The organism is Brevibacillus sp. MER 51 (assembly GCF_023714195.1).
Lineage (GTDB): Bacteria > Bacillota > Bacilli > Brevibacillales > Brevibacillaceae > Brevibacillus.
Genome location: NZ_JAMAUS010000017.1, coordinates 75,017 through 89,201, shown reverse-complemented (window position 1 = coordinate 89,201; position 14,185 = coordinate 75,017). Strand labels below are relative to the sequence as shown.

Annotated in this window: 8 protein-coding genes; 2 read left to right on the top strand and 6 right to left on the bottom strand. The window is 45.6% G+C overall.

The genetic code is table 11. From position 1 onward, the window contains the following. Positions 1 to 158: 158 nt before the first annotated feature. Together gltS and hutG are read right to left on the bottom strand one after the other, a co-directional pair. A complete protein-coding gene (gene gltS, locus M3630_RS26155; protein ID WP_047068478.1) occupies positions 159 to 1,346 on the bottom strand; it encodes a sodium/glutamate symporter in 1,188 nt (395 codons plus the stop codon). 12 nt (positions 1,347 to 1,358) lie between these two features. Beyond that, a complete protein-coding gene (gene hutG, locus M3630_RS26150) occupies positions 1,359 to 2,327 on the bottom strand; it encodes a formimidoylglutamase (RefSeq protein WP_251254028.1) in 969 nt (322 codons plus the stop codon). Between the two features lie 110 nt (positions 2,328 to 2,437). Here hutG and M3630_RS26145 point away from each other — a divergent pair, with 110 nt between their 5' ends. Further along, on the top strand, positions 2,438 to 3,328 hold the full coding sequence (locus tag M3630_RS26145; protein WP_251254027.1) for a LysR family transcriptional regulator: 891 nt from the start codon (positions 2,438 to 2,440) through the stop codon (positions 3,326 to 3,328). A 51-nt stretch (positions 3,329 to 3,379) separates the two neighbouring features. Then, a complete protein-coding gene (locus M3630_RS26140) occupies positions 3,380 to 3,541 on the top strand; it encodes a PLDc N-terminal domain-containing protein (RefSeq protein WP_251254030.1) in 162 nt (53 codons plus the stop codon). A 128-nt stretch (positions 3,542 to 3,669) separates the two neighbouring features. Here the strand turns inward: M3630_RS26140 and M3630_RS26135 are convergent, their stop codons facing one another. The 4 genes from M3630_RS26135 to M3630_RS26120 form a co-directional block, all read right to left on the bottom strand. Beyond that, entirely contained in the window at positions 3,670 to 4,836 is a 1,167-nt protein-coding gene (locus tag M3630_RS26135; protein ID WP_251254026.1) for a cytochrome P450, read from the bottom strand. 46 nt (positions 4,837 to 4,882) lie between these two features. Further along, positions 4,883 to 6,199, bottom strand: coding sequence for a condensation domain-containing protein (locus M3630_RS26130; RefSeq protein WP_251254025.1), 1,317 nt, complete (start codon positions 6,197 to 6,199; stop codon positions 4,883 to 4,885). Positions 6,200 to 6,291: 92 nt separating this feature from the next. Then, positions 6,292 to 8,109, bottom strand: a complete 1,818-nt coding sequence (gene asnB / locus M3630_RS26125) for an asparagine synthase (glutamine-hydrolyzing) (RefSeq protein WP_251254024.1) — start codon at positions 8,107 to 8,109, stop codon at positions 6,292 to 6,294. A 26-nt stretch (positions 8,110 to 8,135) separates the two neighbouring features. Further along, complete coding sequence (locus tag M3630_RS26120; protein ID WP_251254023.1) at positions 8,136 to 14,147, bottom strand: non-ribosomal peptide synthetase; 6,012 nt, start codon at positions 14,145 to 14,147, stop codon at positions 8,136 to 8,138. Positions 14,148 to 14,185: the final 38 nt, after the last annotated feature.

The window sequence follows — 14,185 nt, the reverse complement described above, 5'->3', positions numbered from 1 at the left end:
ACTTGCCATTTTACTTCTTCTGGGTAATGCACTCTTGTGCCCATTAAAGAAGCACCTCCTTAGAATCATATTTGGAATACGATTCAGGAGGTGCTTTTTCCTTGTCTCAATTTACTGGGTCACTTCATATCTCAGCATGAAGGGATTTTAAATCGTCTTTATTTAAACAAATTAATCGTGGTAATAATGATCGGCATCGCGAACACATCAATCAGGAAGGCACCAACGATCGGAACGACCAAGTATGCTTTTCGCGAAGGACCAAATCTTCCCGTTACGGCCGCCATATTCGCCATTGCGTTTGGAGTAGCGCCCAGACCATGGCCTGTAAAGCCTGCGACCATAACTGCGGCATCGTAGTTTTTGCCAAGCAAACGGAATAGGACGAAAATCCCGAACAAAACGATGAATACTACTTGAACAAATACGATCACGAGCATTGGAAGCGCTAGGTCGGCAACTTCCCACAGCTTGATGCTCATCAGTGCCATGGACAGGAAGATTCCGAGCGTCACATCACTGATCAGGTTGATGCTCTTCATGTCGATTGCTTTTGGATTGAGCTTGTCTACGATGTTACGGACAATCACCGCTACAAACATCGCTCCCACATAACCCGGCAGAACAAATCCGGTTGCAGTCGAGAACAGCTCTCCCAAATACGTTCCCAATGCCATACAGAATGTAATCAGCAGGACTTGGATGAAGAAGGTATTCGAGTGAATCGGTTGTCCTTTTTCTTCTACTGTCTCTACTACTTCTTCCGTTTCCGTCGGCTTCAGATCGTATTTGGCAATTAAATATTTCACAGTCGGTCCGCCAACCAAGCCCCCTGCTACGAGACCAAAGGTAGCTGCTGCGATCCCAATCGCCAACGCAGATTGAATGCCCATGTCCTCAAGCGTTTGTCCAAAAGCACCAGCTGCTCCATGTCCACCTTCCATGGAGACAGCTCCTGCCATCATCCCGATCAATGGATGAATACCGAACACGGAAGCTAGTGACACACCGATTACGTTTTGTGCCAGAGCCAGAAATCCACAGGCGATCCAGTAAATAACGAGCAGCTTCCCGCCAAGCTTGATCAGCTTAAAGCTCGCTCCCAATCCAACAGTAGTAAAAAACGTAAGCATGAACAAGCTTTGCAAGGAAGTATCCAATGTAATTTGTAAAATTCCGGTCGCTTTCAAAGCTGTTGCAATAATAGCGAACAACAAGCCCCCAACCACTGGTGCCGGGATGCAAAACTTTTGCAAGAAACTAGCCTTTTTTACGAGGAAAGTACCTAATACGAGAAGTGCTACTGCGAGAAAAATCGTCGTTACTTGATTAAGTGCTAACGTCATAGTTGTCTCCCCTTAGTTGTTCTCTAGTAATCCCATGATGGCTTCATTCGTCAAGTAAGCACCTAACTTTACGGTTCTTCCGTTTTCATCTAAAACCGGATTCACTTCACAAATATCAAAAGAAAGCGTTTTCTTATGAGTGGTAACGGCACGGATCAAAGTGCGAACAACCATTGGTGTTAAGCCGAAAGGAGATGGCGCACTCACTCCCGGTGCAAAGGCTGCGTTTAAAACATCTGTACAAAGCGTCAGCATGACATAATCGTGTTTTTCAATGAATTCGCTTACAGATAAACTAATTTCATCCATTCGCGCGTCTGTCATCTCTTCTTCATACACATAGCTCACACCGAGCTCATCTGCTTTATCCAATAGCTCTTGCGTATTGCCGAAGCGCTGAATCCCCAACACAAAATAGCTGCTATTTTTGTCATGCTCCAGTATTTGCCGAAACATCGTCCCAGATGAAGGCTGAACTTCATAGGAACGCAAATCGAAATGAGCGTCAATATTGATAATGCCCAGGGAAGCCTCTTTTCCAATATGCTTGCGGACACCGACGTAATGTCCATACAATGTCTCATGGCCTCCGCCTAAAATAATGGGCGTCATGGCTTTGGAAAAGATTGCAGAGACGGCGTTCCCCAATTCTTCCTGAGCTGCTTCCAGCTCTTCGTTTGGACAAACAACATTCCCCACATCTACAATACGTTTCCCTTCCTCCACCTTCCAAGGAAGGCTTGCAAGCGCTTGCCGAATTGCGTTCGGAGCCTTGGCTGCACCTAATCTTCCTTGATTGCGCCTCACTCCCTCTTCACATTCAAACCCAATGATAGCGACTGTGCGATCCTCGGCAGCTTGCAATGTATCCAAGTCCGTTATTTCTACAATCTGATGGTAGCGAAAACTGCTTCTTCTCTCCGTATGGTCAGTCCGGCCGGTCCACAAATCTGCTGATACATTCATTGGCAAGCTATTCATCCTTTCTGAACCTTTTGTTTATTGATTATATAATGACAAACTTATTATTTCTAATATATAATTCAAATAAATTGATAGCTTTAAGCTATAAATAAGGGTAGGTGCCCCAGTTGGATATCAAACATTTGCACTATTTTGTGACAGTTTGTGATCAGTTGAGCTACTCCAAAGCCGCACAAAAACTGCATATTTCACAGCCTTCCTTAAGTAACGCGATCAAAAATCTGGAGCAAGAAGTCGGCTCTCCACTGCTCGAGAGAAACACGAGAAAAATGGAATTGACGGATGCTGGTAAAATCTTGTACCAGAAAGCATTGCTGCTTCTTTCCCAAATGAACATGCTAAAAAAAGAGATGGAAGAAGTAAAGCTGACCGGGAGCGGCGATCTTATCATCGGCATCATAGAGTCCGTAAAGCATTGGATTCCAAAAGTCATTCGCGGATATCAGGGGCGTTTTCCCTCGATTAACATCAAGCTAATCGAGGTTCTGAGCGGGAAAGCTGTAAAGGAATCACTGCGGAAGTATCATACGCATTTGCTCATAACCAACCAATTCATCAATGAAGAAGATATTGAATCCATTCCTCTGTATGATGAGCGCTTAATGCTGGTGCTGCACAAGGATCATGCGCTGGCAGAAAAGGAATCCGTTCGATTAAAAGACTTGGCTAGTGAGCCATTCATCATTAGTACAGAGGGATTTCAGACAAGGGAGGATATTTTAACGGCCTTTTCGTTTGAACAAGTCGACCCGCAAATCAAATTTGAGATTGAGCGCTTTGAAACTGCGTTGACGTTAGTGAGGGAGAATTTGGGGGTTACGATTATTCCTGAGAACTATTTGTCTGGATCAACAGATGCTTCACTCGTTCGGAAAACGATTGATTCGCCTGCGTTGGAGCGGACGGTTTATTTGGCGTACTTGAAAAATCGTTATTTGGCCCCGGCTGTGCAGGCTTTTCTGGAGGAGGTTCGGGGAAAGTTTCCTTCCAAAGCATAGCGAATACTCTCTCCTCGCTTCCATACAGCTTCTGCTCCATCTTGTCCTTGGATATATAGAGGGATTAATATCGTCATCAGTATTTGGGCATACCGTGATGCGAGGAGACGCGGGAATAGCAAGGAGTTCTCCATCATCGTGCTGATTGCATTATTGTTTTTTCCCATTATCGGGTTGATCGTTTATTTGGTGATTCGGAAAGATAAGTTTTGAAAAGTTAGGAATTCTCTTTTCCTTACTTTTTTATTTTTTCTTCGTATAACCTCTCTCATTTCCCGAAATAAAAAAAGCAGTCAAACAGGAATAACCTTCCTGCTCAACTGCTTGATCAGAAAATATGATTAGCCTCTCGTCACATTGAGGATCAGATCGTTCTCAAATCCACCGATTGAGATGTCAGAATAGCACCTGATCATTTCTGTTAGCATCACCTTTGCTTCCAGTCTGGATAGTGGTGCTCCCAAGCAGAAATGGCAGCCTTTTCCGAAGGTTAAGTGCTTGTTGCTATTAGGTCGATGGATATCGAATTGATCTCCCTGTGCAAAGGTATGTTCATCACGATTGGCAGAACCGAGCCATGCCATGACGATCTCGCCTTTTTTCATCAGACTTCCAAACATATCCGTGTCTTCTTGAACCTTGCGCATCAAAACCTGTGCTGGCGGACGGAAGCGCAATACTTCCTCGATCGCTTGATCTACCAGTTGCGGATTCTCTCTTAATTCACGATAAACGCCTGGTCTATCCAGTAAAAAGCAGTAGAAAACACTGAACAAGAGCGTACTTGTCGTTACATTTCCGGCAAGCAGCAAACTGATTGCAATATCAATAATCTCAGGGTCAGATAGCTTTTGGCCTTTATATTCTGTTTGCGTTAAGTCGGAAAGGAAATCTTTTGTCGGGTTCTCTCTTTTTTCTTGAATGATCGGAGAGAGATAAACAGCCATTTCCTTCATGATTTCTTCCTTTTTGAGGTTAATATCCTCATACGTTTCACGTGTCCCGGAAGCGATGAGAACATCTGACCATTGTTTGAACAGCATCCAATCGCTAGACGGTACACCGAGCAAATCGGCAATGACAATCACTGGCATCGGGGTTGCGAGATCACCTAAAATTCTGATGCTTTGCTTTTCTTTTACTTCCTCTAATAGATGACGTGAAATTTCTTGAATACGCGGCTCCCACTCCTGAAGTGTTCGGGTTGAAAAGGCTTTTGTATAGAGAGCTCTCCTTTTTCCATGATCAGGCGGGTCCATCTCTGTGATGCCCTTTTCTTTCAATGCGAGGGAACCAGCAATTCGTTTGCCTGTATCGCTTGAAAAGAGGTGATAATCGGTCAGCACGCGCTCGACATCCGCATACAGAAATACGTTCCAAACCTGTTGCTTTTCATCGTAATGTACCGGGCTATTTTTTCTCATTTCTGCATACCAGCCATAGGGTTCAAACTGTTGTTGCAGATTCTCCGCACCTGATATTTCATTGGGGAATACTACTTTATTCATTTCATTCACTCCTTATTTATATGGATGGGTATGTGCAGCAAGCTGGCTACTGTCTGTATGATTTGATATCCTCTATCATGGTATCGAGGAGTTTTTCTATTAGCCCAACGTCTGTGTTCGATTCAAAGAAGGAAATGTTGAGGGTTATGCAATCTTGATAGGTACTGACTCCAAGCATCAGTCCCGGTGCGTAATAGGCTGGTGATACGATATAAGCACCTGCGACTTTCACATCATCGAATGATAGCTGACTCATACTAATCATACCGAAATTTGATAATATTGGTGTGCTATTACCATCTGCTACAAGTTGTTTTCTTACATCCTGTATGATCTTCAAGGTGTGATGGAACTCTAAATTTTCCACAAAGGCAAACGTGTTTACCGCATCGAGCAGAATGTCTTTATTATCACGCTGACTCTTCATGAATTCCGCCACTTCTTCTACCTTATCTGCAAATGTCCCTGTTGCTTGATTCATTGTGGCATGAACAACGCCAGACAAGTTGTAAATAGCGTCTGCTTTGCCCTTGGGTAAGAATTTTCTTACATTTACAGTCACCATGACTTTGACCTGCTCGGCCGGAACATTTTCCATCTGTTGATATAAAGCTCGCATGTAGGCAGCCAGTACCACATCATTTACCGTGAACCCTTTTTGTTTAAATCCTTGCGCCAGCTCCAGCCACTCTTCGCGCGGTATTCTGCGAATGGCTTGTCTCCTTTTCGCTGGTTCTCCAGGCGTAAAAGGAAGTGTTGGCCCCTGCGGTTCGGGAGCTTGCGGCGTACCGCCATTTGGGATACCCATTTCCTTGAACAAACGGCTCTGATCCCTGCCCTCAGGGTTTGGCTTGGGAACGTAGCGCGGGTCTTTGGCTAGCTCACTATAAAGCGAAGCTAACAAGTGAACATACTCGATCAACCCTGCACCATCACTGCATAGATGATTCAGTTTGATGCAAACGATATCTTTGGTAGAGGTCCGCAGAATGCGAATTTTGACCATCGCATCAGCATCAATGTCTATTCGGCTCGACAACCACTCCTGTATGGCTTTCTCTGCGGAATCGGACTCACCGAGAAGTTGCAAGGAACACCAACCGCTTGACGCCAAATCGCTGCGTCGCTCCCAATAGGGGCGGACTGAATCTTTTATAAAGCGGCAACCAATGATAGGTTCCGCAATGGTGCTTGCCTCCATCGCTTGAAGCAATCGCTGTTGATTCACCTGTCCGTCCATTTCCAACACCATTTGAAGCTGGCAATCGGAAAGATAGCTGACCATGTAATTAAACCTGTCACTTCCGTTTGCAGGCAGTCGGTTTGGGATTGCCATGTTCTGATTTACCTCACTGACATTCATTTACGAAACACCCCTTTACCTACAATTTTTGAAAGAAAAACAGTCAGGAAGTATATCCTGACTGTCCTTTTTATCAGCAAATCCCAGAGATTCTATCGAATTGATACCTTGTATTCCTCTAACCACATGTTTATCTGGACGAGATATTCGATCAGCTTCGTTGATTGAGCGAGATTCATAGGTGCTTTTCCATCCAGTACAAATTGGATTACAGACTTATTAATTAAAGGTAATAGAGGCGAATTAGGATTGGCTAGAATTTGTTTCATATAGTCCAGAATCGCATGGTAATACTCCGGATGATAGGTCATCGGATATGCGCTTTTGTTGCGATACAATACTTCCTGCGGCAAATATCCTTTGTACGCTCTGCGAAGCAAGCCTTTTTCTATTTGATCAATATTTTTTACTTTCCATGGGACATTCCACAAATATTCAACCAGACGGTAATCACAATAGGGAACACGTACTTCAAACCCCGTATACATGCTCATTCGATCCTTGCGATCCAATAGCAACGGAAGAAAACGCGTGATAAAGAGGTACGACATTTTGCGCTGTTGAGCTTCCAAAGCTGTCTCCCCTTCCAAAGGGTGTACCTCTGCAATCCCTTCTTCATACCGCCTGCGAAGATATTCTTGTGGGCGAATCTTTTCGATGGCTTCTTCATTTAAAAATGAGCTCCACCCGTCATGCTCCATCCAAGGGAATTTCCCTGAGTTCAAGAATTTCTCCTTCTGAAACCAAGGGTACCCGTTAAATACTTCGTCTGCCGATTCACCTGATAGCGAGACGGTCGCTTTTTTCTTCATTTCCCGGCAGAACAAATAGAGCGAGGTATCCGTCTCCCCTAATCCTGGGAGATCACGCGCTCTCAACGGCATATGAAAATGAGTAATCAGATCTTGGGCGTTGAAGGTAATCTCTTGATGCTTGGTTTGTACATGCTCTGAGACTGATTTTGCCCATGGCGCATCCAAACTAATGTGCAGCAAACCTTCTTCAAAATGCTGATCATTGTCAACAAAATCTACCGAATAGGTTTGCAACGTTTTCCCTTTTTTACGGAGCTCCTCAGCGGCTAAAGCCACCAAGCCACTAGAGTCCAAGCCCCCAGACAGCATACTAACCAATGGCAGGTCAGAGATTAACTGACGTTGGACCGTGTCTTGTAACAGACCGCGTATCGTTTCTGTCGTTGTCTCCATATCATCGGTATGCACCTTGCTCTCCAGTTTCCAGTATGGCCTTGTTCTGATTTGATCCTTCGTGACTGTTACACAATGTCCAGCTCGCACCTCACTTACATTGCGGAAAATGCCAAATCCAGGCGTTCTCGCCGGACCGAGTCCGATAATATCCGCTAACCCATCCGCTTCTACCTCAGGCTTTACTTTTGGATGGGCGAGCAAGGCTTTCAGTTCAGAACCGAACAAGAACGAGCTCCCACGTTGACAATAAAATAATGGTTTTACACCCAAGTGGTCACGCGCTAAAAACAAGCGATGATTTTTTTCGTCCCAAATGGCGAATGCAAAAATTCCATTGAGATGACGGACACATTCCTCTCTCCATTCCAAAAAAGCGTGCAGTAATACTTCCGTGTCAGAATTGGTTTGAAAGGAGTGCCCAAGCAGCTCTAACTGGCGGCGCAGGTCCAAGTAATTATAGATTTCGCCATTAAACGATAAGACACACGTCTGATCTCCTTCTCGGTAGATCATGGGTTGCTTGCCGCCTTCCGGGTCGATCACGATCAGGCGCCGATGCGCAATCGCTGCCCGAGGAGACAACCAATACCCCTCTTCATCTGGCCCACGATGTTGGATCGCTTGAGCCATTTTGTGCAAAATAGCATGCTGGGATGTCAAATCGTCATCCCAATCAAGCCATCCCACAATTCCACACATAGTAACCTCTCCTCTTGTTCGCAAATTTAGTGTTGGGGATGATGCGTTATCGCATTAACTAACTCGTTTACCTTTTGCTCTGGGTTTGCTACCAATCCTTCTAAAAGAGCATTCAAGTGCTGCAGCATCCTGCTAATTTCCTTATCGTTGAAGAAACGTCGATAGTAGTTGATATGCAGGACCAAAACTTGTTCATAGAAAAGGATTTCCACTCGTAATGGATGCTCCGTCTGCGCAATCGAATCATAGATGGTAGCGCCGAGGACATCATTAAATCCTCTAAAGACAGAAGAGAAATCAGGGAGCTGTTCGCTTACTAGATAGCTGTCAAATAAAAGCCGATCTCGTGGAATATCGCACCACTCGTATATTTTTTTCAGCGGCGTGTATTCGTATTGACTCGTCTCTACTACTTTCGACTGCATGTTTTGGAGCCAAGACAAGAACCTCGTGTTTTGCTCAACGCTCACGCGAATGGGCAGAATATTGAAGAAAAGCCCGACAGAATGTTCGACCTCCATCATCGCTATGCTGCGGCCGGAGAAGATCGTACCAAATACAACGTCTTCCTTGCCGCTGTAATGATGGAGCAGCAATGCCCAAGCCCCCTGTACCAATGTATATGGCGTCAGATGATACTTCTTGGACAAGGATAACAGCGCCGAGGAGACTTCTGGCGATACAATGAACCTTTCTTGAGAATAGGGAGGCTCCTCAGCAGACATATTCTTCTTGCTCGCTTGTGCCCATTCAAGCGTGGAGCTGGTCATTCCTTTCAGATTCTTCTTCCAAAACAGCTCCGCATCCGTTAAGTCCTGCTGTTTTTGTAGCGCAACATAATCCCGATACGGATATACAGGCACAATATCAATCGCCTTCCCTTGGGAAAACGCTTGATAATATTCGAATAGTCTTTTAACGATCAACGTATAGCTCCAACCATCCTGCAACATCAGATTGAAGACATAAATAAAGTAGTAGACATCCTCTCCTACTTGAATAAGAGCAAGATGCGCATGTGGTGCTTTGCTCATCTCAAATCCTTGTTGTCTTAGCTTTTGAATATAGGATTGCAATTTTTCGTGTTGATTCTCTTCCGGAATGTCCCGCCAATCTTCCTGCTTGATGTGGATATCCACTTTCTCATGAACGATCTGCATCGGTTCATCCAGCTCTTCCCAGATGAAGGAGGTTCGCAAGGCAGGGAATTGTTGGATGAGATGCTGCCATGCATGCTCGAAAGCAGCTACATGGAAAGGGCCGCCCTCTATGCGAAAAGCATGATGAACCACATTCAAACCGGGTTCTGGATGATGTTTGTATCGATAGAGCATATTTTCTTGCATGATCGTCAGCGGATAAACATCCTCCATGTATGGGTTGTCTGCTTTTATCCGATCCAACTGATGCTTATCAAGAGTGGGTAACTCTACTGCTGTTGCCGTTCGCTTCGCACTTTGAGTGGAACCCCCACCTACAACCTCTGCCAGTTCAGCTATGGTTTGGAATTGGAAAATCTGCTGTGGAGTCATTTCCAAACCGAGTTGTTTTGCTCTCGCAACCACTCGAATGGTATGAATGGAGTCCCCGCCCAATCCGAAGAAGTTATTATGTATGCCAACCTTATCCAAGCCCAATATTTCAGCCCAGACATCGGCAAGAATTTTTTCCGTCTCCGTCGTTGGCGGCTCAAAATCTCCTTCCATTTCTGGCACTTCCATAAGCGGCGCAGGAAGCGCTTTGCGGTCCAATTTACCATTCATGTTCACGGGCATTTCCTTGATAAACTCAAAGATAGACGGAACCATGTAATCTGGCAGCTTATCCCGTAAATAACTGCGCAGCTCTGGAATGAACTGGCGAGCAACTCTGTCAGTCAAAGGATCGTTCGCATACGTTTCGATCGGTTGATAGTTTCTCGCTGGACGATGCCACGCGGTGACCACTGTGTTACGCTGTCTTTTTTCTAGTAAATGCTCAGGTCGGAGCACAGCTTCATAGCTGCCATCCCCGCAATCGCCCATCCAAGCGATATCTACATGGTATCGAAGCTCAGCGCCCAACCTCCAAAGCTCCTCCGGGTCTATTCCAGTGCTAGGATGGTTCTGATCTGTTCTCAGCTCTTCCACCGTTTTGAGAGCATTTTCGTCAGCAAGCAATGACTGGTATCGATTCGCCCTGTCCAACCGCGAATTCGGGATTTTCGTAAGTCCTAAGATTTGCGGTTTATATTTGGTCATGATTTGACGAAGTCCATCAATATTTCGGAATCCCTCCTCATGCCAATCCAGCCATGCAAAGTCTTCGATTGTCTGCACTTTTTTGCCGAGATGAAGAATCACATCATAGCGATAGCGAGTTAATTCGTTATGATGACTTCCGCGCTTCAGCTTGATTTCTACATGGCTGATTTGATGTAACTGATCTTGAAGCGCATAGAAAAAGGCAGGATCGATAACCAGCTCCTGCTCTTGTCTCATTCGCTTTTGCACGCGGCGTTTCAATTGATCGGTAGTCAATGTCGCCGGTGACTTTTCCATCTCAACCTCAGTGAGGAAGGTTTGCAGTAATGAAAGATTACGAACATCACCGACAAAGATTGCTCCTTTGTCATTCATGGCATGTATGGCCTTTTTCAGCACATCCAACAGGTAATTCGCATCCGGGAAATACTGCACCACAGAGTTGAGCACGATCAAATCGAACTTCTGTCCCTTTAGTCCACTAAAATCATCCGCATAGCTCTTACGCAGTGTGACATTGGATAAATCCTCTCTTTGGTTGATCAGATTCGCAGTAATATAATCCAAGGCCATCGAAGAAAAATCCGTTCCCCAATACTGTTCACAATGAGGCGCAATTCGAGATAGCAACAGCCCTGTACCGCACCCGATCTCGAGTACCTTTTTCGGTTGCAAGGCAAGGATACGATCCACCGTAGAATGGACCCATTCACGCATTTCTTCCGCTAAAAGGGGTTGACCCGTATAACTGCTGTTCCAGCTGGTAATGTTGAAATCGGCTTCATATTTATTTTCATCATCATAGGCTTTATCAAAGACATCCTGCCATTCAGATACCTGTTCCGCAGGAAGTGCTTCTTCTGTTGCCACTTTCAGTTTTTCCTTGGATTGAGAATCTGGCACGATATAAGATACCAACTGCTTATGCCCTGGTCGCTGCTCGGATTCATGAACGATCACTGCCGCTTTTTGTACATGTGGATGTTCATCTAGTACAGCTTCAATCTCACCCAGCTCGATACGGAACCCTCTTAGTTTGACCATAAAATCAATGCGGCCCAGATACTCGATCGTTCCATCCGGCATGTAACGGGCCAAGTCACCTGTTTTATAAAGGCGCGCTCCCTCTATGTTGCTGAACGGATCAGGGATGAATTTCTCTTCTGTCAGCTCAGGGCGGTTATAGTATCCGCGAGCCAGCTGCACGCCACCAATGTGCAGCTCACCGGCAACACCGACGGGAACAGGATTCAGGTGCTCGTCTAACAGATAGATTTGGGTGTTTGCCACAGGGCGTCCAATCGGCACCGATCTAAGCTTGCTTCCTTTTTGACACGCCCAGTACGTGACGTCAATCGCCGCTTCTGTAGGACCATACAGGTTGTGCAACTCCGCATCGAGACATTCGAAAAAGCGTTCCTGCGTTGAATAAGATAAGGCTTCCCCACTGCAAATGACTCGTCGTAGCGTTTCGCAGCCGCTAATTTCCGACTCCTCAAGGAACACTTGCAGCATCGAAGGGACAAAGTGCATGGTGGTAATTTTCTCTTTTTTGATCAGTCGTGCCAGGTAGGTCGTATCTTTGTGACCTTCTGGACGAGCTACTACCATGCAGGCGCCCGTCATTAACGGCCAGAAAAATTCCCATACCGACACATCAAAGCTGAAAGGCGTCTTTTGCATGACCCGATCGGTTTCATTTAGCTGATATTGTTCCTGCATCCACAAAAGTCGGTTGACGATACCGCGATGAGTGTTCATCGCACCTTTTGGCTTGCCTGTAGAGCCTGAGGTGTAAATCATGTACGCCAAATTGTCGCTGTTGACACCGATTGCGGGCGCCACACGGCTTTCCAGGTTGATTGTCTCCCAATCTGAATCGAGGCAAATGAGTTGTCCACTGTATTCAGGAAGCGTGTTCTTCAGTCCTTCCGCGGTCAAGAGGAAGGAAGGATTCGCATCCGTGATCATAAAAGCCACCCGATCTTGCGGATAGCTCGGATCTAGGGGAACGTAGGCACCGCCTGCTTTGAGGATACCTAACAGCCCAATAACCATTTCAAAGGAGCGCTCCATATAAATGCCCACAAGCGTTTCCGCTCGTACACCCTGTTTCTGGAGATAGTTCGCCAGTTGATTCGCCCGTTGATCCAATTCACGGTAAGTGAGTTGCTCCTCTTCAAAAATAACGGCTGGCGCATCTGGAGTTTTGACAGCCTGCGCTTCGATTATTTCATGAAGACACATATGTTGCTCTGGGTAGTACGTCTTCGTATCGTTCCATTCAACCAATAACTTTTGCTCTTCAGCCGCGGTCAAAATCGGCAGATCAGCAATCGGCTGGTTCGGATTCGCGACAATACCTGCCAGTACGATTGTAAAGCTCTCCAGTAGACGACTAATTGTCGATTCATTAAAAATATCGGAATTGAACTCAACGTCGAGGTCAAGGATATCTCCTTTTTCTACAACTTGAATCCAGAGATCAAACTTGGAAGTGTTGTTACGGAACTCTTCAAATTTGACCAAGGAAAAGCCTAATGCAGACATGTCCGATTTTTTCGGCATAGGAAAGTTCTGCAACACAAAGCAGACTTCAAATAGTGGATTTTGACTCATATTACGCTCAGGCTGCAATTCATCCACCAATCGTTCAAACGGTACATCTTGATGTCTGTATGCGCTGTTCGCCGTATCTCTCACACTTGACAGCAGTTCTCTAAAGCTTTGATTGCCGGAAACATCCGTTTTGAGAACCAACGTATTTACAAAAAAGCCGACCAAATTCTCTATTTCCACTCGGTTACGGTTCGCTACGGGCACTCCCACCCGGATATCATTTTGCCCGCTGTAACGGTGCAACAATATCTTTAACGCGGTGATCATGACCATATACAGCGTGGCATTTTCTTGCTCGCTCAGCGCTTTTATGGCATGGGAAAGGGAAGAGGGAATCTGTAGTTTTAGGCTTCCTCCTTGAAACGTTTGGATAGGAGGTCGTGTACGGTCTACTGGCAGCTCTAACGCGTTGCTTTCTTTTCCAAGGGTTTCTCTCCAGTAAGAAAGCTGTTTCTCCAGCACTTCTCCTTGAAGCCATTCCCGTTGCCAGATGGAAAAATCCGCATACTGGATCGGAAGCTCAGGCAATGGGGAAGGCTTGCCCGCGAGATATGCCTGATAAAGCAAAACCATCTCTCTGAAGAAAACCCCGACTGACCATCCGTCTATGATGATATGGTGAACGTTCAAAAGTAGGATATTCAAATCCTTGCCGAGTTTGAATAAAGTAACACGCAGCAAGGGTCCTTTGGTTAGATCGAAAACATACATGCTTTCCTCTTTCGCGAGTCGGCGAAACTCATCTTCTCTCTCCGCCTCGGGATATCCAGTAAGATCGACAAGGGGAAAAGGAATTTGCAAGGCAGGAGCAATGAGCTGATACGGCTCTCCGTTTGCGACTTGAAAGGTGGTTCGCAGTGCTTCATGGCGCTTAACAATCTCATTAACGCACCGCTCCATGATGTCTGTGTGAAGCTCACCCGACAGATGGAAGGCCGCAACCACATTATAGGCAGGACTGTTTGGTACCAACTGGTCTAAAAACCATAGTCTCTGCTGGGCAAAAGAGAGGGGCACGAAGCCCTCTCTTGAACGGCGCGGAATTCCCGTCTTTTTCGTCTCCAGTTTTGAGCCTTTCAGCTTTTCCAGCAAGGCCAGTTTCTTCTCGGAAAGCTTTGACCTGCTCTCGGCAAGTATCTCATCTCTTGATTTAGCTGATTCCTTATCATTAATCATCGGATTGCTCCTTCCTACCTGTTGATTCTGCTGCCGTA